This is a genomic window from Asticcacaulis sp. EMRT-3 (assembly GCF_030027245.1).
Classification (GTDB): domain Bacteria; phylum Pseudomonadota; class Alphaproteobacteria; order Caulobacterales; family Caulobacteraceae; genus Asticcacaulis.
In genome coordinates this window covers 1173137-1195476 of the sequence record NZ_JASERT010000001.1, presented here as the reverse complement: position 1 = coordinate 1195476, position 22340 = coordinate 1173137, and the positions used below count along the sequence as shown (strand labels likewise).

The window sequence follows — 22340 nt, the reverse complement described above, 5'->3', positions numbered from 1 at the left end:
TATGGACGTGATGCCTCCGCAAACGCCGATACCGCCAGATGCCGCCGAAGACGAGGGGGGTGCGAAGCCCGCGCCCCCACCCGCATCGAAAGCGAACTGGCGCGACCTGACCCTGCGCATCGCCTCGGCGATGGTGCTGATCCCGGCGGTCTTGTGGATCGTGGTGGTCGGCGGATGGTTGTTTCTGCTGATGATCAGCATCGGCGTGGCGCTGTTGTGCATCGAATGGGGGCTGATGGCGGCACCCAATGCCTCGGCGCGCATCGCCTGCGCGGTGGCGGCGGCGGCCTTGTGCGGCCTGTTCACCGGCTATCTGCATCATCCGGCCCTGTCGTTCATCGTGCTGATTTTCGGCAGCCTGTGCGCCGGGCTATATGCCTACCGGCTGGGTGTGGGCTGGGTGGCGGCGGCTTATGGCGTTTTGTATATCGGGGTCCCGGCCATTATCCTGATGTGGCTGCGCCAGACCGAACACGGCCGCGACTGGGTTTTCTTCGCCTATGGTATCGCCTGGGCCGCAGATATTGCTGCCTATGTGGTGGGCAAGGCGGTGGGCGGGCCCAAGCTGTGGCGGCGCTATTCACCCAACAAGACGTGGTCGGGCTTTGCCGGTGGTATGATGGCCGGCATGTTGACGGCCGGCACCTTGTCCGATCTGACCCATCTGTTTCATCACGACACCTCGGCCTCGTTCGTCGGGTTGCTGGTGGCGCTGGCCACGATGGCGGGCGATCTGTGGGAATCGGCTCTGAAGCGCCGGTTTGGCGTCAAGGATGCGGGTGACCTCATTCCGGGGCATGGCGGGCTGATGGACCGCGTGGACGGGCTGATGTTTGCCATCGTGGCCATAGGGGGTATAAGGCTTCTCGTTTTTATGGGAACCGTTATCTGATGAGCTTGCCGAGACGTATTTCCATCCTGGGTTCGACCGGCTCTATCGGCGTTTCCACCCTGCGTCTGCTCGACGAAACGGGCGTGCCCGGCGAGGATTACCAGATCGAGGCTCTGATCGGCGGGCGCAATGCCGCCCTGCTGGTGGAGCAGGCGCTGAAATACCGTCCGGCGATCACGGTGCTGGCCGATGAGACGCAGGCGCATGTTCTGCATGACGGAATCGGCAACTCCGGCTTGCAGTGGGCCTGTGGCGAGGCGGCGGTGATTGAAGCTGCCGGACGCAAGGCCGACTGGATCATGGCGGCCATTGTCGGCATGGCGGGCCTGCGCCCCACCTGGGCGGCGGCGGCCACGGGCGCGGTTCTGGCCCTAGCCAATAAGGAAAGTCTGGTCGGCTGCGGGCGGGCATTGATCGAGCGCGCTGAGGCGCATGGCGGGCGGGTTCTGCCGGTCGATTCCGAGCATAATGCCATCTTTCAGGTCTTTGATCCGGCACAGAAAAGCCGCGTGGCGCGCCTGATCCTGACCGCTTCGGGCGGGCCGTTTTTCGGTCGGACGCGCGAAGACATGCTGACGGTGACGGTCGAGCAGGCGCTGCGTCACCCCAACTGGAGCATGGGCGCGAAGATCAGCATTGATTCGGCCACCCTGGCCAATAAGGGGCTGGAATTTATCGAAGCGGCCTATTTATTTGATTTACCAGCGGAAAAAATAGATGTGGTGGTGCATCCGCAATCGGTGATTCACAGCCTGGTCGAATATACGGATGGCTCAACCCTGGCGCAGCTTGGCGCGCCCGATATGCGCGTGCCGATCGCCTATTGTCTGGCCTGGCCGGAGCGTCTGGACTGGCAGGCGCCTAAGCTCGATCTGGCGGCGCGCGGCCGTCTCGATTTCGCCACGCCCGACCCGCAGGCCTTTCCCATGCTGCCGCTGGCGCGTCAGGCTCTGGCGGCGGGCGAGGGGATGCCGATCGTTTTCAACGCCGCCAATGAGGTGTGCGTACAGGCTTTTCTTGACAGGAAGATCGGCTTTTCCGAGATCGCCGAATTTGTGGAAACTGCCATGATGCGGGCTCAATTGCCATCTATCTCTTCCACCGAACCTGCCGATCATGCTAGGAGCGATGCGATTATGGAGCGCGCCCTGGCGATTGACGGCGAGGTGCGCAGGCTGGTGCATGGGCTTTTCGCCCAAAGCCGCAGGCGGGCGTAAGGTAACGGGGAGTTTTTCACCTAAGTGTTAGGTTTTATCGCAGGCATCATACCGTTTCTGATCATCATTTCGGTGATCGTGAGCTTCCATGAGTGGGGGCATTTTGCGGTTGCGCGTCTGTTTCGTACCCGGATCGAGCGCTTTTCGGTCGGTATGGGCAAGGTTTTGCTGCGCCACAAGGATAAGTCGGGCGTGGAATGGTGCTTAAGCGCCCTGCCGGTGGGCGGCTATGTCAAGTTCGCCGGTGATGATAATCTGACATCGATGAGCCCCAGCGCCGAAGACCTGGACGCGGCGCGTGAGGCGATCACGGCGCGCGAAGGCGCGACGGCGGTCGGCGATTATTTCCATTTCAAGCCCTTGTGGCAGCGTTTTCTGATCATTCTGGCCGGGCCTGCTGCTAATTTTGTGCTGGCCATCGCCATCTTCACCGTGATCAATCTGGTGGTCGGCGATACGCGCGTGCCCGCCACGGTGACGCGCATTGAACCGGGCAGTGCGGCGGCCACCGCCGGGTTTCAGGTGGGCGACACGATCCTGCGTATCGATGGTCACGGCGTTGACGACAATGAAGACGCGCGGATGCTGATCATGCTGCGCGCCGATACGCCGGTTAAGATCGTGATCGACCGGAACCATCAGGACGTGACGCTGACGGCCACGCCGCGCCGCGTGGTGCTCGACCCCACAGGGCGCGACGCCACCTCGACGGGTGGTCAGCTTGGCGTCGAACTGAGCGGGCCGCCGGTCAGTGTACGCCTTGGGCCCGTGAAGGCTTTCGAACTGGGTGTGCGTCGCACCTGGGAGATTGTTGATACCAATCTGACCTATATCAGCCGGATTTTTACCGGTAAGGAAAACGGCAACCAGATTGGTGGCCTGATCGGCATGACCAAGGTGGCGGGTGACGCTACGGTCGATCTGGCCGAGGCGCAGGCCCCTGTATATGTCAAGCTGATCAATGGCGCCCTGGTGGCCGCCCAGATGACAGCCCTGATCTCGGTAGCCATCGGTTTTGTCAATCTTTTGCCGATCCCGCCGCTGGATGGCGGCCATCTGGCGCTGTATCTCTATCAAGGCCTGACGCGGCGCACGGTTTCGGCGGGGTTTCAAAACGCGGTCTTCCGGATTGCCATTGTGCTGGTTATAGGCTTAATGTTGTTCGCGGCATGGAACGATCTTAACCATATCGGACTCGCCAGGTTCTTCGGGGGGTTGTTTTCGTGAACCCTGATTTTTTCATGAGGCTTGGCTTTTTCATGAGTCATGTCAGGCCCCCTTCGGATAAACCAAACCCAGGGCTTTTTCCGGTCGCCTGCGCTATGTTGCGCGGGCGGGCGGCGAAGCCCGTTACAAAGGTAGTGCATTAATGTCAGGCCAGACCCTGCCAGCTTCTTACGCAGACGCCGACCCGACCGCCCGCAAGGGGATTTCGCGCCAGAGAATGTCTGGTATGACCCGTGCGTTGACGCTCGGTGTCAGCCTGATGGCGCTCGCCCATGTGGGCTTCGCTCAGGCGCGCACGGCCTTGCAGGACGAAGCGCCTGCGGCCGCTAAGGATGCCAGTCAGGCACCGCAAGGTCAGGCACCGCAAGATCAGGCACCGCAAGATCAGGCACCCGCACAGGCTGCGGCTGCGCCGAACAGCGGGCAGGCTTCTGCACCGCCAGCGGCACCCAATCCCACGGCGCAGATCAGTCGCATCGTGGTCAGCGGCAATGAACGTATCGATTCGCAGACCATCATTTCCTATCTGCCGTTCCAGGTAGGGGCCACAGTCGATTCCGAAATGATCGATCTGGGCGTGAAAACCCTTTACAATACCGACCTCTTCTCTGACGTGCAGATTGCCATGAACGGCAACGAGATGGTGGTCACCGTCGTCGAAAGCCCGATTATCAATCAGGTGGTCTTCGAGGGTAATCACGCCATGACCAAGGACAAGCTGCGCGATGAGGTGCAGATTCGTCCGCGCGGCGTCTTTACCAAGGCCAAGGTGCAGGCCGATGTGCAGCGCATTATCGAACTGTACCGCAAGTCGGGCCGTATCGCCGCCACGGTGACGCCGAAAATCGTCGAACTGCCGCAAAAGCGCGTCGATCTGATTTTTGAAATCAACGAAGGGCCGAAAACCGGCGTGTCGAGCGTCAATTTCATCGGCAATCACGCCTTTTCCGACAGCGATCTCAGAAGCGTCGTGGTGACGCGCAAGACCTTGTGGTGGAAATTCTTCGCCTCGCAGGACAATTACGATCCTGACCGGATGGATTATGACCGCGAGCAGTTGCGCAAATTCTACACCAATCGCGGCTATTACGATTTCCGCGTGATTTCGGCTGTGGCCGAACTGACACCGGATCGCAAGAGCTTTGCCATCTCCTATACGCTCGACGAGGGGCAGAAATATAATTTCGGTCGTATCACCATCAAGACCGACAATGACAAGCTGAAGGCAGAAAACCTGCAACGCGCCATTTCGATCAAGCCAGGCCAGCTCTATGAAGCCGACCGGGTGGATAAGGCCGTTGACGCCCTGACCTTTGCGGCGGGATCGAACGGCTACGCCTTTGTCGATATTCGCCCTGATGAAGAAGCCGATCCGAACACGAGAACGGTGAACCTGACCTTCAATGTGCATGAAGGCGCGCGTGTCTATATCGACAAGATCAACATTACCGGCAATACCCAGACGCTCGACCGCGTCATCCGCCGCCAGTTGCTGGTTTCAGAAGGCGACGCCTACAACAAGGCGCTGCTCGAACGCTCGAAAATGTATGTCAATGGTCTTGGCTTCTTCAAGGATGTGAAGATCGACGAGCAGCCGTCGAAAGAGCCGGGCAAGACCAATATTCAGGTGGCCGTGACGGAACAGCCGACCGGCGAACTGAGCTTCGGGGCGGGTTTCTCCTCTTACGAGCATTTCATTCTCGACATCGGCATTTCGCAATCGAACTTTCGTGGCACCGGCCAGGAATTGCGCGCCCGCATCCAGACAGGTTCGATCCAGAAGGATATCGACTTCTCCTTCACCGAGCCGCACTTCCTGGGCCGTGATGTGCAGGCCGGTTTTGACCTGTTTGAAAGTTCGTACAACTATACGGGCGTCGATTACTCGACCGACTCACGCGGCGGCGATGTACGTCTGGGCTATAATCTCAACGGTTATTCCGTCCTGCGCCTGCGCTATAATCTGCGCAAGGACAATATTACCTATACCAACTCCGCCAGTTGTAACGGCCTGTTGTACAATTGCGGATCGGGCATCACCTCGTCGGTCGGCTATACGCTCGGTTTTGACCTGCGCAACGACTTCATCCGGCCGACGCGCGGCTGGAACGCCTTCCTGCGTCAGGATTTTGCAGGCCTGGGCGGCGATGTCAAATATGTTGATACCGAACTCGAAGCCCATTGGTATCACGGTTTCGCCACCGACATGGTTCTGTCCGTTTCCGGCACGGCGGGCACCAAGACGCCGTGGGGTGGTGACGCCATCCGTATCAATGACCGCTTCTTCAAGGGCGGCGATACGATGCGCGGCTTCCAATATGCCGGCATGGGCCCGCGCGACCTGTCCACCGGTTATGCGCTGGGCGGCCAGACCTACGCCATCGGCTCGGTCGAACTGGGCATCCCCAACCATCTGCCCGATCAGTATGGCCTGAAAACCGCCGTCTTCGTCGATGTCGGTACGCTGGGCGGTCTGGACAAACGTCTCAAGATCAATACAACTCCGGGTCAGAGCACTTCGGGCGAACCGCTGACAACGATCGCCGATGATATGAATTTGCGCGCCTCGGCGGGCATCACGATTCGCTGGAAATCACCGATGGGGCCGGTTCAGTTCGACCTCAGCCAGGTTCTGGCCAAGGATAAATACGACAAGGTCGAAACCTTCCGCTTCTCACAATCCACCCAGTTCTAAACCCATTCTGATCATCCACCGATCATCAGCTCACAATAAAATCGCTACAAACGGATAAGAAACACCATGAAAAAAACGACCCTCATCTTCTCGCTCAGCGCCCTGTTCCTGGCCGGTGTTTCCGGTCAGGCCCTGGCCCAGGCAGCGGCAGCGCCCGCCGCTGCCCCTACGCCGCCTGCACCGCCCACCTTCGGCGCGGCTATTCCCGGCCAGTGCGTGCTTGACGAACAAACGGCCATGACCGATTCGGCCATGGGCAAGGCGGCGGCTCAGCGCCTCGTGCAACTGAAGGCCGTGGTGGACAGCGAACTGTCCACGCAAGGCAAGTCGCTCGATGACGAACGCCAGGCCCTGGTCACCCAGCAAAAAACCGCCACGACCCCGGCGCTAAAAACCGCTCTGGAAACCAAGGCCCAGGCCTGGGAACAAAAGCGCGAAGCCTTCCAGGAGAAGGTCGATCAGCGTAACAAGGAAATGCAGTACACCCAGCAGGAGGTGATGTCGGCCATCTTCCAGAAGATGATCCCGCAAATCAACGCCGTGGTGACGCAAAAGGGCTGCGCTACGGTTATCTCGGCGGACAGCCTGTTGCATTATGACATGACTACGAATACCAATGGCCAACCGACTCAGACGTCGTTCCTCTATGCCAACCCGTCCATGAACATCACCAGCGATGTTGTGGCCAAGCTGGACGCGACGAAAGAGCTTCTGCCGCAGTTCGACCGCGTCAGCCTGGATCAACCGGCTCAGGGGGCCGCGCCGGCGCAAAAGTAAGAGTTAAACCCATTCATGCCTGATCCACGCTTTTTTGAAACAGGTCTCAAACTCGACCTCGATCAGGTAACAGAACTGACAGATTGTCGGTTTGTAGAATCGGGCCATCTGGCATTGAACGCGAAGGGGAGCGGCTTCATCGAAGCCTGCGCCCCTTTGTCGTTTTCCGGCGATGCGGCGCTGGGCCTTGGCCGCGCGGCTTATTTCAGTGACCGACGCTATCTGTCGGCCCTGCATCGTACGGCCGCCGAATATGTGTTTGTGCCGCCTGATTTTGCCGATCATGTGCCCGAAGGCCGGATTGCCCTGATCTGCGATCATCCGCAGGCGGCTTGGGCGCGCGTGGCGACGCAGCTTTACCGCACACGCACGCATGAAGGCCCGCAGGCCATCCATCCGTCGGCGCGCTGTGAGGCGGGTGTGGAACTGGGGGTTGGGGTAGTGTTGGGGCAGGGCGTCGAAATCGGCGCAGGCACGCGCATCGAAGCCTATGCGGTGATCGGGCCGGGTTGCCGGATCGGTCGTGGCGGTCGTATCGGTGCGCACGCCACCGTGTTTTGCGCCCTGATCGGCGACCGGGTGCAACTGGCTTCGGGCGCGCATATCGGCGAATCGGGCTTTGGTGTCAGCGGCGATGCGCGCGGTCTGGTCGATGTGCCACAGCTTGGCCGGGTTATTGTACAGGATGACGTGTCGATCGGGGCGGGCAGTTGCGTGGATCGCGGTGCCTTCGACGATACGATCATCGGTGAGGCCAGCAAGATCGATAATATGGTGCAGATCGCCCATAATGTGCGTCTGGGCCGTCATTGCGTGGTAGCGGCGCATTCTGGCCTGTCGGGGTCGGTCACGGTGGGAGATGGGGCGATGTTCGGCGGTCGGGCTGGCATTATCGACCATATCGACATCGGCGCGGGTGCCAAGGTGGCGGCGGGGGCGTCGGTCTTCAAAGACGTGCCGGCAGGCACGATGGTTTCGGGATTCCCTGCCAAACCCTCGCGGCAGTTTCTGCGCGAGGTGATATGGCTCGAAAAAAATGCGATCAAGGATAAAGGATAAGAGTTTTCATGAAGAATTTGACTGACGAGGCCGAAATGCCTGCCGGGACGGCAATGGCCGCGAGCGCCGACGCGGTTGCCGTCGCGCCGGTGTCGGTGGACTATGCCGAAATCCTGCGGCGCATTCCGCATCGTTATCCGTTCCTGCTGGTCGATCGCGGTGAAAACTGGGTCAAGAACAAGTCGATGACCGGCATCAAGAATGTGACGTTCAACGAGCCCTTCTTCGCCGGACACTTCCCGGAAAATCCGGTCATGCCCGGCGTTTTGCTGATCGAGGCCCTGGGCCAGACCGGCGCGGTTCTGATGTCGAAATCTTTGGACGTCGAAGTTGAAGGCAAGACCATCTTCTTTATGTCGGTGGATGGTGTACGCTTCCGCAGTCCGGTGCGTCCGGGCGATGTGGTGCGTATGCCGGTTGAGGTGGTGCGTCATCGCGGCGATGTGTTCAAATTTCGCGGCGAAGCCTATGTCGGCGACCGGATCGTCTGCGAGGCCGAATTCGCGGCTATGGTGGTTGAGAGCCCTAAATGACCGTAACGATACACCCGACGGCGATTATTCATGACGGCGCGCAACTGGGCACGGGTGTGAATATCGGGCCCTATTGCATCGTGGGTGAGCACGTCACGCTGAAAGACGGCGTGACGTTGAAATCGCATGTCGTGGTCGATGGCATTACTGAACTGGGCGCCGACACGGTGGTGCATCCGTTTACCTGCCTGGGTGGGCCGCCGCAGCATCTGGCGCACAAGGGCGAGCCGACGCGGCTGGTGGTGGGCGAGCGCAATCTGATCCGTGAGCATGTGATCATGCACACCGGTACGGAAAAAGGCGGCGGCATAACGAGGGTCGGCCACGATTGCATGTTCATGGCCGGGTCGGGCGTGGCGCATGACTGCATCCTCGGCAATAATGTCATCATGGCCAATGTCGCCTCGATCGGCGGCCATGTGCAGGTGGGCGATTTTGTGTTTCTCGGCGGCAGTTGCGCCGTGCATCAGTTTGCGCGTCTCGGTCGTTACAGCTTTATCGGCGGCGGGGCCATCGTTACCAAGGATGTGATCCCCTATGGTTCGGTATGGGGCAATCATGCGCGGCTGGAGGGGCTCAATCTGGTCGGGCTGAAGCGGCGCGGCTTTTCGCGTGAGCTGATCCTGGCCTTGCGTACGGCTTACCGCATGATGTTCGCCGAAGAAGGCACGTTTCAGGAACGGCTGGATGATGTGCTGGAGAATTTTTCCGACATCGATCAGGTGGTCGAGATCGTGCGCTTTATCCGTGAGGATTCGTCGCGGCCGATCTGCCTGCCTTCAGATTAAAGATATCGGAATCCCCGCATGACAAGCGCCACCAAACTGGCCCTGATTTCCGGCGGCGGTGCTCTGCCGATGGAGGTGGCGGCGCATCTGCGCGCTACCGGCAGGCCCTATACGGTGATCCGCATTGCCGGTCTTTCCGATGCGGCGCTGGATGATCATCCTGGCCACACACTGGGCCTTGGCGAATTTGCCCGTCTGTTTGAAATCTTGCAAAGCGAGCAGGCGCACAGCGTCACCATGTGCGGCTATGTGCAGCGGCCCGATTTCAACCGCCTGGAGCGCGATCATGGCGGGGCGCGTGTTTTGCCGGGCATTCAGTCGGCAGGGCGGGGCGGCGACGATTCGCTGCTGCGTCAGGTGGCGAGCGTCATTGCGGCGCAGGGTTATCAGATCGAGGGGGCGCATGAGGCCAATCCCGATCTGTTGATCGGGGCGGGGCTGCAAACCGGGCCGGAATTGTCGCCGGACGCGATGGAGGACGCGCTGGAGGCTTTACGCATCGCCGCCGCCATCGGCCAGCTCGATATTGGTCAGGCGGTCGTGGTGGCCGGACGGATCACCCTGGCCGTCGAGGCGCAGGAGGGCACGCAAAGCCTGCTGCAACGGGTGGCGGGACTGCCTGCGACCCTGCGTGGCACGCCGGACAACCGCAAGGGTGTGCTGGCCAAGTTGGCCAAGCCGATTCAGGATCTGCGTCTCGACATGCCGACCATTGGCGTGGCCACGGTTGATGATGTGGCCGCCGCCGGTCTGTGCGGTATCGTGGCGCGCGCCCATCACCTGCTGATCGTCGATAAGCGGGCGGTTTTCGCCCGCGCCGCCGAAAAGGGCATTTTCATTCATGGTTATGAAGACCTCTAAATCCATCAAGGTGATGCTGGTGGCCGCCGAGGCTTCGGGCGACAGGCTGGCCGCTGGTCTGATGACGCAGTTGCGCGCTCAGGCCCCGCAGATCGACTGGCGCTTTGTCGGTGTCGGCGGGGCGCGCATGGCCGAGCAGGGGGTGATCAGCCCGTTCGATATTGCCGAACTGTCGATTTTCGGCTTGCTGGAAGGGCTGAAAGCCTATGGCCGGGTGATGCGCCGGGTGCGCGATACCGCCATCTTCGCCGAAATCGCAAAGCCGGACATGGTGGTGCTGGTCGATTCGTGGGGCTTTACCCTGCGCGTAGCCCACGCCATCCGTAAAATCATGCCTGATGTGCCTCTGATCAAATATGTCGGCCCGCAGGTCTGGGCGATGCGACCGGGCAGGGCGAAGACGCTGGCGCAGGCCGTTGATCTGCTGCTGGCCCTGCATCCGATGGACGCCCCCTATTTCGAGCGCGAGGGCCTTAAAACCGTGGTGGTCGGCAATCCGGCGCTCAATGCCGATGTATCGCACGGCGATCCGGTGGCTTTGCGCGAAAAGCTGGGCCTGACGGCGGACGACCAGATGCTGCTGGTTCTGCCCGGTAGCCGGCCTTCGGAGATCAAACGGCTGATGCCGGTTTTCCGCGAAGTCATGCTGCGCCTGGGCCGCGAGCGCCCCGGCCTGACAATGGTATTGCCGGTGGCCGAAACCGTGCGCGAGGCGGTGGTGGCGGCCACGGCTGATTTGCCGTTGCGGCTGATGCTGATCGAGGACGAGGCGGAAAAATACGCTGCCATGCAGGCCGCCGACCTGGCTCTGGCCTGTTCGGGCACGGTTTCGACCGAACTGGCTCTGGCCGGTTGCCCGATGGTGATCGCTTACAAGGTGGAGCCGCTGACCCACTGGATCATCCGCCATTTCGCCACGCTGAAATACGCCACCCTGTTCAACATCATGGCCGACCGTGAGATCGCGCCGGAATTTATCCAGCACGATTGCACGGCGGATAAGCTGCTGCGTGCGGTCAGTTTGAGGCTGGACGACAAGGCTTTGCGCGACGAACAGGTGTCAGCGCAAGATGCCGCGCTCGATCTGATGGGGCGCGGCCAGAAGCCGCCCGCCGAAAAGGCGGCGCGGGCGGTACTGGATTTTTTGAAGATTTAGATTTTTTTGCCACGAGACGAAATTCGGTGAAGTCAAAAAGTTATTCACCACGGATAGGCATGGATGGCCGCAAGCGGCTACACGGATAAGAACAGATTCATCTTCCCTTATCCGTGCAGATGGCCGCAGGCCATCATCCGTGTCTATCCGTGGTCATTCTTCTATCTTCGGCTTGGCTACCTCTTCTTAAACGTCTTGCGCTGGGCTTCGACCGCGGCCTTCAGTTCGTCCATCTTGGCGCCGTCAATGGCCTGATCACCAACCACGAAGGTGGGGGTGCCCGACACATTGAGATCAGCGCCCAGCGTCATCACCTTGTCGATATGATCCTGAATGGGCTTGGACATGGCCAGTTGGCGGGTCTTGACGGGGTCGAGGCCGAGTTTTTGCAACAGCGCATTCATGGCCGCTTCGCTGTCGATTTTCGAGGTCATCAGGGCGTAGTGCGCCTCGGCATATTTGCCTTCCTGTGCGGCGGCCAGGGCGAAGGAAGCCAGCGGGCGCGAATTCTGGTTGATGACCGGATATTCCTTGACGATGATCGCCACATCGGGATTTTTCGCCAGATAATCCTTCAGCACCGGCGTGGCGGCGCGGCAATAGCCGCAGTTATAATCGAGAAATTCCACGATCTTGATCGGTGCCTTCGGGTCGCCCAGCACAGGATCGCTGGCGTCGTTGAACAGCGAATCGTGGTGGGTTTTCACCCCCTCGGCCAGCGCCTTGGAGGCCGCCGCCTGACGTTGATTATTGAGCGCGTCGGAGGCGTCCTGCAAGATGACGGGCTGGGCCATCAGGCCGTCGCGCACCATCCATGTCCGCACCGGCGGGGCCACATAGGGGGCGGCGGCCAGCACCACGGCGAAGACCGCCAGACCAGTGGTGATATTGGCCTGGCTGAACGCACGGCGCAGACGCGACTGTGGTTTGGGGTGCGGCTGGGCGGTGGTGGGGGTGTCGGGCTGGGTCAAGGGGGACTTTCGTTATGGCGGATTAGTTGGATCTATGGCGTTCGGTGACGCCCTCGACCGGCGGGATGCCCAGTTCGGAAGAGGTGGCCATGACAATATCACGGGCGCGGCGGAATTCGGGCGTTTGCGGCCCAAAATATTTCTGTGACCAGACGGCGGAGGTGCGCGCCGCATTGTAATCGCCCTGATAGAATTGCGACTCGGCGGTGGCCAGCCGTGCCTGTCCGGGCTGGTTCAGCGCATCATAGGCCTGGGCGAGCTGGGCCCAGGTGAAGCTATCATCGTCTTCGTACTTGATCGATTCCTGCAAATGGCTGACCGCTTCGTTGAGATCATCCTTGTCGCCAATGGCGATCAGGGTCTGGCCGAGATTGAGCTGCAATAAGGGCGCCTCAGGCATCAGCGCGACTGATTTTTCGTGGGCGGGCTTGGCCAGTTTCGGGCGGCCGGTTTCAAAATAGATCTGGCCCTTTAGTTCCCACAGATAAGGATTTTGCGGATTTTCGGCGATCAGGCCGTCGAGGTCGCTTAAGGCCTTGTCCCAATTGCCTTCCTTATAGGTGGCGATGACGCGGGCATAGCGGGCGGCGAAGCTGGTATCGGTTTCGGGATAAAGCTGGAAGGTCTTGAGCGGATCATCGAGAAAGCCTGCCAGCTTGGCCTTGACGATGGCGAACTGCGCCACCACGGCGGGATCGTCGGGCGTATTATAGTGCGGCTGTTTGGCGGCGAAGCTTTGCAGGGCCTGAATCCGTTCGCGCGTCAGAGGGTGGGTGCGGAAAAATTGGTAGCGTTCGGCCTGACTGAAGGTTTCGGCATTGCGGAATTTGTAGAAGAAATCGACCAGTCCCTTGGCCGACATACCGGCGCGTTCCAGCGCCTTGACACCGGCCACATCGGCTGCCGATTCCTCGGTCTGCATATAGTGCAGCGCGCCCAGCGTGCCGAAAGTGCCCGATGAGGCGGCCAGTCCCATGCCGGCTTCAGGCGAACCGGCCAGGGCGGCGATGACGCCTAAGCCCAGCGAAATGGCCATCGGGGCGCGGGCGGCGTGTTCGATCTCATCGGTGCGCATCATGTGGCCGCCGCTCAAATGGCCGGTTTCGTGGGCGATGACGCCGAACAACTGATCGGGCGTGTCGGCCGCCATGATCAGGCCGGTATTGAGACCGATGACAAGGCGGAAGGTGGAAAAGGCGTTGAGGTCGCTGGAGGCGATGATCAGATAATGGACATTATCGGGATCAAGCCCGGCACCGATCAGGATCGGGCGTGTCTGGGTTTTCAGGAAGGTTTCGATCTCGGTGTCGCGGATGACATTCTGCGAGTCGGGGTCGATGTCCTGCGCGGCGGCCAATGTGGGCGCAGCGCTCAAAACCACGCACAGCAGCAGCCAGACGGCCTTGCGCGCCAGACGCGGGAAACGAACCAGACAGGCTTGAAATATCTGCATTACGAAGACCTTACAGCGATCCAAGGGGGCAGGGAACCCTCAGAGCCGTCTTTAAGCGGCAAGCGTGACCAATCTATGGCCGATCTGTTTAACCGTGCCGTCTGTGCCGTGCGACTAAGAAAAAACGGCCAGACCGCCGGGGTCTGGCCGTTTGACATTTTAGAGCGGTCTGCATTCTGATTGAATCGGTCAAAGGCATGCAACCCGCTCTACATATTACGTTTTTCCGCATCTCGCATTCAATTTGTAAGTCAAATTAAACGCTCGTTGCTCTAGCGACGCCACCAGCCGCGTTTGGGCTTTTCGGGCGGTGTGGAAATTTCCGCCGGATCGGGCTCCGCGGGAGCCGCTTCGGCAGCGGCGGGTTCCAGCACCCTTGTCGGTTCGGCTTCGGGCGCGGGGACAGGCTGCGGGGCCGAGGCGACGACAGGCGGCGTTTCGATAGTGATCGCTGCGGGCGCCTCGGCCTCCGCTTCGACGACCTTCTTGCGGCTGCGTGTACGGCGGGCGGGCTTGGCCGGAGTTTCCGTTTCCGCAGGGGCTTCGGCAGGGGCGACCTCGGCTTGCGCCGGTTCCGTCACGACGACTTCGCTTACCGTTTCAGTGGCTGTGACGTCCGCATCGCCGGTTGATTTGCGACGGCGTGACGGGCGCGGACGCTTGGGCGCGGGCTGATCACGTAGATCGGCGGGCACCAGCGATTCGGGTTGGGTGGTGACAGCGCCGAGTACGGGCTCGGCAACGGCGGCTGGATTGACAGCGGGCTGCTCCCTGCGCGGCGGTGCGCCGGACGCATCCACGCGCTTTTGCGGCTCATCGAACGGATCGATCCAGACATAGGGCGCTTCCAGCGAGGGCGTACGGGCGCGCACCCAGCTATAGGTTTCGCGCGGGCGGTTTTCCATGCCAGCGCGGCGACCGCCACGGCGGCCCCGGCGACGGCGGCCCTTACGGAAGCCGTCTTCGCCCTCGTCGCCGTCAGATTCGCCTTCGCTCTCGCCTTCATCCTCTGAGGTCTGGGCCACGCGCTCTTCGCTGTCGTCGCGGTCGCGTCCGCCACGACGGCGGCGACGGCGGCGTCCGCCACGGCCACCGGCATCGCGGTCCTCAGCCGTTTCACTGCGGCTTTCGACGCGACTTTCGATTCTGGCCGAAGCCTCATCATCGTCGTTGTCCTCGGCTTCGATACCGGCCTCGTCATCGGCGTCTTCCTCGATGTCGGGCGTGGTGTCGAAGGCGATCGGTTCGGGGCGGACGGGCGGCACGAAATCAACTTCGTCGGCGTGAACCGTGCGCGTGATCTGCATGTCGGTATGGCCGAGGTCGTTATCGATCTCGACATTGACCTTCAGGCCCCATTCGAGGCGCAGGCGCGCCAGATGGATCTGTTTTTCGTTGAGGATATAGAGAGCCACCTGCATGGGCAGTTTGATGGTGATGGCGCCGGCACCATTCTGCATGGCTTCCATATCGATGGCGCGCATGGCCGACAGGGCGGCGGAATCGACCGAGCGGATACGGCCCTGACCTTCGCAGTGCGGGCAGATGATGGTGGTGCCTTCCAGGAAGCCGGTGCGGCGGCGCTGGCGGCTGATTTCCATCAGGCCGAAGCCGGAAATCTTGCCCATCTGGATGCGGGCGCGGTCGGCGGCCAGCGAGTCTTTTAGCTTCTTTTCGACGGCGCGGTTATTCTTGGCCTCATCCATGTCGATGAAGTCGATGACCACCAGTCCGGCCAGGTCGCGCAGGCGCATCTGGCGCGCGGCCTCTTCGGCAGCTTCCATATTGGTCTTGAGCGCCGTGGCCTCGATATTGCGCTCTTTGGTCGATTTGCCGGAATTGACATCGATAGCCACCAGGGCCTCGGTCTGGTTGATGACCAGATAGCCGCCCGATTTCAGCGCCACGACCGGGGAATAGATTTTCGAGATCATATCCTCGACGCCATAGCGCGCAAACAGGGGCGCATTGGCCTTGTAGAGCTGGATCTTCTTGGCCTGGGACGGCATGATCATGCGCATGAAGTCCTTGGCCGAGCGATAACCGTCCTCGCCCTCGACCAGAACCCCGTCGAAATCCTTGTCGAACAGGTCGCGGATGGCGCGCTTGACCAGATCCTCTTCTTCGTAAATCAGCGCGGGCGCGTTCGATTGCAGCGTATTGGCGCGAATGGTTTCCCAGACGCGCAGCAGATAATCATAGTCGCGCTTGATCTCGATCTTGGTGCGCTTGGCGCCCGCCGTGCGCACGATCAGCCCCATGCCGTGCGGCACATCGAGGCTCTGCACCATGGTTTTGAGGCGCTTGCGGTCAGGCGCATTGGTGATCTTGCGCGAAATGCCGCCGCCGCGCGCCGTATTGGGCATCAAAACGCAATAACGGCCGGCCAGCGACAGATAGGTGGTGAGCGCCGCGCCCTTATTGCCGCGCTCTTCCTTGACCACCTGAATGAGCAGTATCTGGCGGCGCTTGATGACTTCCTGAATCTTGTAGCGGCGGATCAGATGCTGGCGCAGGCGGCGCTCTTCATCGGGCAGGTCGTCGCCATCCTCATCGTGATGGTCGTCGTCCTCGCCGTCTTCATCGGCATGGACTTCGCCACGGCTGTCGCTCTTGTTGTGCGCCTGAGCCAGTTCGGCCATCAGCTTTTCGCGGTCGGCCACCGGAATCTGGTAATAGTCAGGGTGGATTTCGTTGAAGGCCAGGAAGCCATGACGATTGCCGCCATATTCGACGAAGGCGGCTTGCAGGCTGGGCTCGACGCGGGTGACCTTGGCGAGATAGATATTGCCGCGCAACTGCTTGCGGGCGTGGCTTTCGAAATCAAATTCCTCGACGCGGGATCCGTTCATCACGACGACACGGGTCTCTTCCGTGTGCGTCGCGTCTATCAACATGGTTTTGGGCATTAAAGACGTCTCCGAAGCGCTCGAACGCGGACAGCCGCGCCGGAAAAACTCCGGCGGCGGTGAGGGCGGGGCGCTGATATGTGATGTTCAAGCGCGCGCGCATGACGACGTCATGCTCAATCGTGGTTCCGTTTTGGAAAGACTCACGGGATTGGAGGGCGCGGCCCATGCGGTGTTGGTCCAAACTCTGGTATGCGCGGCAAAAGCGCGCAAGGTCAAAAAAGGGCGTAGCTGCGATCCGGGGAGAAGAATACCTGCGACAGGCTGGCGAGAACACGCCAGACCGGATCGACAAGCGAGATAATACCTCGGCGGCGCGGCCACAAGGGTGTGAGGTTCGGCGTCCGGCGATAAATCCGCGCCCGAAGCGCCGAATTGGCCGTAACGCCTTTCCGGCGACACCCATAAGAAAGCATGTCGGCAAAACACCGGATGCGTCAACCTATTTCTTCGCCTGTGGCGTGCGCAAACGCCGTACATCGTTGTTTTTGGCTCCGTTGGCGGGGGCAGCCGCCGGGTGGGCGGCGAATAGCCAGAATTTGGCCCGCCGGTCAGGCAATCTTAACCTGTTGGCAACCATAAGGCTTAAGAGAAGAAAAACCCTGTCACTTAACGCTATTTCGACACCTTTCAGGCAGAGTGACAACATGGCCGCGAACAGGCCCTGATAGACCAGCCGACATAGAATCATGTGGTGTGTGGAGTAAAAATGAAACGACGGTTTGCCACCTTCGTCCGCTTGAAGACTGTTATCTGCGCCCTGGCGCTGAGCGGCCTTGCCGTGTCTCAGTTCACCCTGGTGCCCGCCGCTGTGGCCGAGGCCACGACTGGCGGCGATGTGGTGCGCGTGCGCCTCGGCGGCGATAAAAATCAGACGCGGATCGTGGTCGAACTCGATAAAAGCGTCAACGGACATGTGGTGACGCGCGCCGATGATGGCGACCGTCAGGTGATTGCCCTGCCGGATGTCGATCTCGACCGCAGCCTGGAAGGCAAGGGGCAGGGCCTCATCACCGACTGGAAGATCGAGAAGGTGGCGGGCAGTACGCGCCTGCACCTCGATTTTTCGGACAAGGCGCGCATCTATCGCCGTTTCCTGCTGCCGCCCGCCGATGGTATCAGCGTCTATCGCTACGTCGTCGATATTGTGCCGCAGGGGGCCACACCCCAGGCCGCCGCCGTCGCGCCCTTGCCGGTGGTGACGCGCACAGTGGCTCAGGCCCTGACGCCCAATCCTGAAAACCACAAGAAGGTGATCGTGATCGATGCCGGCCACGGCGGCAAGGATCCCGGCGCGCATGGCAAGTTCAGTCTGGAAAAGGACATCAATCTGGCCTCGGCCAAGACCTTGCGCGACATTCTGGAAAAAACCGGCCGTTACAAGGTGATCATGACGCGCGACACCGATTCCTTCGTCGATCTGCCGGGGCGGGTGCGTATCGCCCGCAGCGCCAATGCCGACCTGTTCATTTCGCTCCATTCCGATTCGGGCGGTGATGGCTCGGTTTCGGGGGCCTCGATCTATACCCTGTCCGATTCCGGTACCGAACGCGCCGCCAAAAAGGCGATGGTCAAGGGCGACTGGTCTTTGTCGGATGTCACCTCATCCGACCGCATGGTTGACCGCATCCTGATCGACCTTACGCAACGCGCCACCAAGAACCGTTCGGCCACCTTCGCCCAACTCGTCATGGATCATATCGAAGCCTCGACGCCGCTTTTGAAGGCTAATCTGCGTCAGGCCGGTTTCGTGGTTCTGCTGGCCCCCGACGTGCCCGCCGTGTTGCTCGAAATGGGCTATGTCAATAATGATCACGACGAGGCTATGCTCAACAATCCTGCCCACCGCACCAAGATGATGGGCGAGGTGGCTCAGGCCATCGATCAGTATTTCGATAATAATGTGCGCTACGCCTCATTCGCCGGTCTGAATTAAAAGAAGGCTTTTCATGCCGAAAGCGATCAGCAGGCTCCGCATCCGCGGGGCCTTTTTCGTGTCCGATTTAATTTTGCCAAATCTCTTTGCCGGAGAGCGGGGGTTTGGTAAGTGTGAAGATCGATCAGGGCGCGGAGAGGCGAATCTCCGCCTTCGATAAGGTGTGGAGGTCTTTTGCAGAAATCGTCGGAGCGTTGGTTCAGCATGGCGGGCGTGATCGCCATGACCTGTGTGGCGCTGGCCGGTTTTGCCGTGGCCATCTATGCCGCCTGGCTTTTCCACGACCTGCCCGATGGTTCGGAACTGGCCGACTTCCACCCGGTCACTTCGGCGCGCGTCTTCGCCTGGGACGGCACCCTGATTGGTCAATATGGTCAGGAAAGGCGCATCTATGTGCCTTACAACCATATTCCGCCCCTGCAACGCGAAGCCTTCATGGCCGCCGAGGATCGCAGCTTCTTCCAGCATAATGGCGTCGATGTCAGCGGTTTGTCGCGCGCCATGCTGAAAAACGTCTTTAACCTGCTGCGCGGGAGGCGTTTCGAGGGCGGCTCCACCATCACCCAGCAGGTGGCCAAGAATCTGCTGCTCAATAATGAGCGCACACTGGGCCGCAAGCTGAAGGAAGCGATTCTGGCCCGCCGCTTAGAGAAAAACCTCAGCAAGGAACAGATTCTCGAACTGTACCTCAATGATATTTACCTCGGTTACCGCTCGTATGGCGTGGGGGCGGCGGCCTATAATTATTTCGGCAAGTCGCTCGATCAGCTCTCTTTAAGCGAAATGGCTTTTCTGGGGGCTCTGCCCAAGGGGCCGGAAAACTACAAACCCTCAACGCACATGGCGGCGGCCGTCGCCCGGCGCAACTGGGTGTTGGGCGAAATGGCCAAGGATGGCTGGGTCAGCCAGGCCGAGGCCCATGCCGCCATGAAGGATCCGCTGGTCATTCAGGCCAAGCCCTTGCGCGCCAAATATCAGGACGCCGACTATTTCGTCTCCGAGGTTGAACTGCGCTCCAAGCGCCTGTTCAACGACGCCATCTATACCGATGGTTATTATATCAAGACCACGCTTGATCCGAAGCTGCAAACCATGGCGCGCGCCGCCATGATGAACGGGCTGGAAGCCTATGATCGCCGCCACGGCTGGCGCGGCGCCTGGGGCAATATCGCCGTCAGCGATCACTGGGCTGCCGATGCGCAGGCCGTCGAAGATCAGTTGCCCCCCAGTCGTGTGGCACCTTCGGAACGCCCGGACTGGCAGATCGGCCAGATCGTCAAGGCTTCGACCGGCAGCGTGCGCGCGATAGATGGCGGCGAGGGCACGATCAAGGCCGATGACCTGGCTTGGGCGAAGGCGACGCGCGGGCTGAAAACCGGCGATCTCGTCTATGTGTCGAAGGTATCCGACGGGGTGTACAGCCTGCATCAGGTGCCGGCGGTCAATGGCGCTCTGGTGGCCATCGATCCCTATTCCGGGCGGATCATCGCCATGGTTGGCGGCTATTCCTATTCTCTGTCGAAGTTCAACCGCGCCACTCAGGCCTCGCGCCAGCCCGGTTCGGCGATCAAGCCCTTCGTCTATGCGGTGGCGCTGGAAAATGATTTCACACCGGCTTCCATCGTCGATGACTCGCCGGTGTCGATGATGGGCGGCGACGGCAAGCTGTGGACGCCGGAAAACTATGAGCGCGATTTCCTGGGGCCGCAGCCGATCCGGCGCGGCATCGAACTGTCGCGCAATCTGATGACCATCCATCTGGCGCAGAAGGTCGGCATCCAGAAGATCACCCAGGGCATCGTCAATTTCGGCGTGCTCGATTCCATGCCGAACGAAATGTCGATGGTGCTGGGGGCCGGCGAGGTCAATCCGTATCGCCTCACCAATGCCTATTCGATCTTCGTCAATGGTGGCTATAAGGTGAAGCCGCACATGATTGCCGAGGTCGAGGATCGTGACGGACATGTGGTGTACAAGGCCGATGAGCGCGTGTGTCCTGCCGCCTGCACCGCCGCCTTTGACGGACTGGAAAGTCCGCGCCTGCCGCGGATCGGCACGCCGGTGCTCGATCCGATTTCGGCCTATCAGATCAACAGCTTCCTGCAAGGCGTCACCATTCGCGGCACGGCGGCGGCGGCGCGCAATATGGGCTTCCCCATCGGCGGCAAGACCGGCACGACCAATGATTACCGCTCGGCCTGGTTCGTCGGCTTCTCGGCTGACATGGTGGTGGGCGTCTTTGTCGGCTTCGATGATAACCGCTCGCTCGGCAATCATGAAACCGGGGCCGTGGCCGCCCTGCCGATCTGGATGGACTTTATGAAGCAAGCCCATGCCGGCAAGCCCGCCCGTGATTTCAATAAGCCGCGTGATGCCGTCTATGCCTATGTCAACGGCATTGAGGAAGCCTTCAAGCCGGGTACTGTGCCCAAGGTTCAGGCCGCGCCCGATGCAGACGGGCCGCGTCCCTATCTCAACACCTGGACGGATGATCAGCAGAATGACGCTGACGCACCGATCACCTATGTGCCGTCGGAAGACCCGCCGCCACCGGCCGAACCGAATGCCCGCAACGGCAAGAATCAGTTTTGAGGGCTTGCCCTGCCGCAGCGACAGCGATAAACCCGGCCGTTCTGGCTATGTCTGATCTGGCTATTTAGGAATTTCTCATGCGTTTGGATATCGAGGCTTCGGCTTCCGAGATCGAGCAGTCCGTCGGATTGCTCAGGAGGCGTCTTTGACTGGGATGTCGCACTGCGTCAGCTCGACGAATTAAATGCGAAGGTCGAAGACCCGACCCTGTGGGATCGTCCCGAAGAGGCGCAGAAGGTGACGCGCGAACGCTCGCGGCTGGCCGCTTCGATCGAGGCCGTCCATACGATCGAAAAAGAGCTGAAGGACGCGCTCGAATATGCCGAACTCGGTGATATGGAAGGCGATGACAGCCTGATCGACGAGGCGCGCGACATGCTGAAGCGTCTGAAGGCGCAGACGGGCCGGGCCGAGTTAGAGGCACTTCTGTCGGGCGAGGCCGATGGCAATGACGCCTATCTCGAAATCAATTCCGGGGCGGGCGGCACCGAATCGAACGACTGGGCGGGCATATTGCTGCGCATGTACACGCGCTGGGCGACGCAGCACGGCATGACGGTCGAGGTCGAGGAAGAAACGACCGGTGAACAGGCGGGTATCAAGTCGGTCACCTTGCAAATCAAGGGCGAGAACGCCTATGGCTGGCTGAAGACTGAAGGTGGCGTGCATCGGCTGGTGCGTATTTCGCCGTTCGATTCCAATGCGCGCCGCCATACCTCATTTGCCTCTGTCTGGGTCTATCCGGTGGTGGACGACACGATCGTGATCGACATCAATCCCGCCGATGTGCGCACCGATACCTACCGCGCCTCGGGGGCGGGCGGTCAGCACATCAACAAGACCGATTCCGCCGTGCGCCTGACCCACTTGCCCACCGGCATCGCCGTGGCCTGTCAGGCCGGGCGTTCGCAACACGCCAACCGCGACGAGGCGTGGAAGATGCTGCGCGCGCGCCTGTACGAGATGGAATTGCAGAAGCGCGAAGCGGCGCAGGCCGCGCTGGAAGACCAGAAGACCGATATCGGCTGGGGGCACCAGATTCGTTCGTATGTGTTGCAGCCCTATCAGATGGTCAAGGATTTGCGCACCAATGTCGAAACCTCCGATACGCAAGGGGTGCTGGATGGCGATCTCGACGCCTTTATGGGCGCGTCACTGGCCCAGCGCGTCGGCCTGACGCGCGACGGTGCGGCGGAAGATTAGAGTGGGTTGCATTCCTTTGACCGATTCAATCAGAATGCAGACCGCTCTACATTCTACGTTTTTCCGCATCT

The 22340-nt window shown here is 60.6% G+C and carries 16 protein-coding genes; 13 read left to right on the top strand and 3 right to left on the bottom strand.

The annotated features are described in order from the left end of the window. The first annotated feature begins 1 nt into the window (after position 1). The 10 genes from QB905_RS05810 (at position 2) to lpxB (ending at position 11205) form a co-directional block, all read left to right on the top strand. On the top strand, positions 2 to 892 hold the full coding sequence (locus QB905_RS05810) for a phosphatidate cytidylyltransferase (protein WP_282973593.1): 891 nt from the start codon (positions 2 to 4) through the stop codon (positions 890 to 892). After that, on the top strand, positions 892 to 2109 hold the full coding sequence (gene dxr / locus QB905_RS05805) for a 1-deoxy-D-xylulose-5-phosphate reductoisomerase (RefSeq protein ID WP_282973591.1): 1218 nt from the start codon (positions 892 to 894) through the stop codon (positions 2107 to 2109). The genes QB905_RS05810 and dxr overlap by 1 nt, the downstream gene beginning before the upstream one ends. 24 nt (positions 2110 to 2133) lie before the next feature. Further along, a complete protein-coding gene (locus QB905_RS05800) occupies positions 2134 to 3336 on the top strand; it encodes a M50 family metallopeptidase (protein ID WP_282973590.1) in 1203 nt (400 codons plus the stop codon). A 226-nt stretch (positions 3337 to 3562) separates the two neighbouring features. Then, positions 3563 to 6031, top strand: coding sequence for an outer membrane protein assembly factor BamA (gene bamA / locus QB905_RS05795; RefSeq protein WP_282973588.1), 2469 nt, complete (start codon positions 3563 to 3565; stop codon positions 6029 to 6031). Between the two features lie 66 nt (positions 6032 to 6097). After that, a complete protein-coding gene (locus QB905_RS05790) occupies positions 6098 to 6808 on the top strand; it encodes an OmpH family outer membrane protein (protein ID WP_282973586.1) in 711 nt (236 codons plus the stop codon). Positions 6809 to 6823: 15 nt separating this feature from the next. Beyond that, positions 6824 to 7867: a UDP-3-O-(3-hydroxymyristoyl)glucosamine N-acyltransferase gene (gene lpxD / locus QB905_RS05785; RefSeq protein ID WP_282973584.1), complete on the top strand. Its 1044-nt coding sequence runs from the start codon at positions 6824 to 6826 to the stop codon at positions 7865 to 7867. A 53-nt stretch (positions 7868 to 7920) separates the two neighbouring features. Next, entirely contained in the window at positions 7921 to 8400 is a 480-nt protein-coding gene (fabZ, locus tag QB905_RS05780) for a 3-hydroxyacyl-ACP dehydratase FabZ (protein WP_282975588.1), read from the top strand. Continuing rightward, the gene (gene lpxA / locus QB905_RS05775; protein ID WP_282973583.1) at positions 8397 to 9188 is read left to right on the top strand and encodes an acyl-ACP--UDP-N-acetylglucosamine O-acyltransferase; all 792 of its coding nucleotides are present in this window, start codon (positions 8397 to 8399) and stop codon (positions 9186 to 9188) included. Before fabZ ends, lpxA begins: the two co-directional genes overlap by 4 nt. An 18-nt stretch (positions 9189 to 9206) precedes the next feature. Continuing rightward, positions 9207 to 10049 carry an LpxI family protein gene (locus QB905_RS05770; RefSeq protein WP_282973581.1) on the top strand — a complete coding sequence of 281 codons (843 nt, stop codon included), beginning with the start codon at positions 9207 to 9209 and terminating at the stop codon, positions 10047 to 10049. Continuing rightward, entirely contained in the window at positions 10030 to 11205 is a 1176-nt protein-coding gene (gene lpxB / locus QB905_RS05765; protein ID WP_461781771.1) for a lipid-A-disaccharide synthase, read from the top strand. Before QB905_RS05770 ends, lpxB begins: the two co-directional genes overlap by 20 nt. Before the next feature lie 176 nt (positions 11206 to 11381). Here lpxB and QB905_RS05760 read toward each other — a convergent pair whose 3' ends face one another. The 3 genes from QB905_RS05760 to QB905_RS05750 all read right to left on the bottom strand — a co-directional run bounded on the left by QB905_RS05760 (position 11382) and on the right by QB905_RS05750 (position 16538). After that, on the bottom strand, positions 11382 to 12176 hold the full coding sequence (locus QB905_RS05760) for a DsbA family protein (RefSeq protein WP_282973580.1): 795 nt from the start codon (positions 12174 to 12176) through the stop codon (positions 11382 to 11384). 22 nt (positions 12177 to 12198) lie between these two features. Further along, positions 12199 to 13629, bottom strand: a complete 1431-nt coding sequence (locus tag QB905_RS05755; RefSeq protein WP_282973579.1) for a M48 family metalloprotease — start codon at positions 13627 to 13629, stop codon at positions 12199 to 12201. Positions 13630 to 13901: 272 nt separating this feature from the next. Beyond that, the gene (locus tag QB905_RS05750; protein WP_282973578.1) at positions 13902 to 16538 is read right to left on the bottom strand and encodes an Rne/Rng family ribonuclease; all 2637 of its coding nucleotides are present in this window, start codon (positions 16536 to 16538) and stop codon (positions 13902 to 13904) included. Positions 16539 to 17247: 709 nt separating this feature from the next. Between QB905_RS05750 and QB905_RS05745 the strand changes: the two genes are divergently transcribed. The 3 genes from QB905_RS05745 to prfB all read left to right on the top strand — a co-directional run bounded on the left by QB905_RS05745 (position 17248) and on the right by prfB (position 22269). Continuing rightward, the gene (locus QB905_RS05745; protein ID WP_282973577.1) at positions 17248 to 18474 is read left to right on the top strand and encodes an N-acetylmuramoyl-L-alanine amidase family protein; all 1227 of its coding nucleotides are present in this window, start codon (positions 17248 to 17250) and stop codon (positions 18472 to 18474) included. Between the two features lie 174 nt (positions 18475 to 18648). Further along, positions 18649 to 21066: a penicillin-binding protein 1A gene (locus tag QB905_RS05740; RefSeq protein WP_349252560.1), complete on the top strand. Its 2418-nt coding sequence runs from the start codon at positions 18649 to 18651 to the stop codon at positions 21064 to 21066. 77 nt (positions 21067 to 21143) lie between these two features. Beyond that, positions 21144 to 22269, top strand: a protein-coding gene (gene prfB / locus QB905_RS05735) for a peptide chain release factor 2 (RefSeq protein ID WP_282973576.1) whose coding sequence is annotated in 2 segments (ribosomal slippage) — positions 21144 to 21212 and positions 21214 to 22269 — 1125 coding nt in all. Because the reading frame shifts where the segments join, the coding sequence is not laid out codon by codon here. The last annotated feature ends 71 nt before the right edge of the window (positions 22270 to 22340 follow it).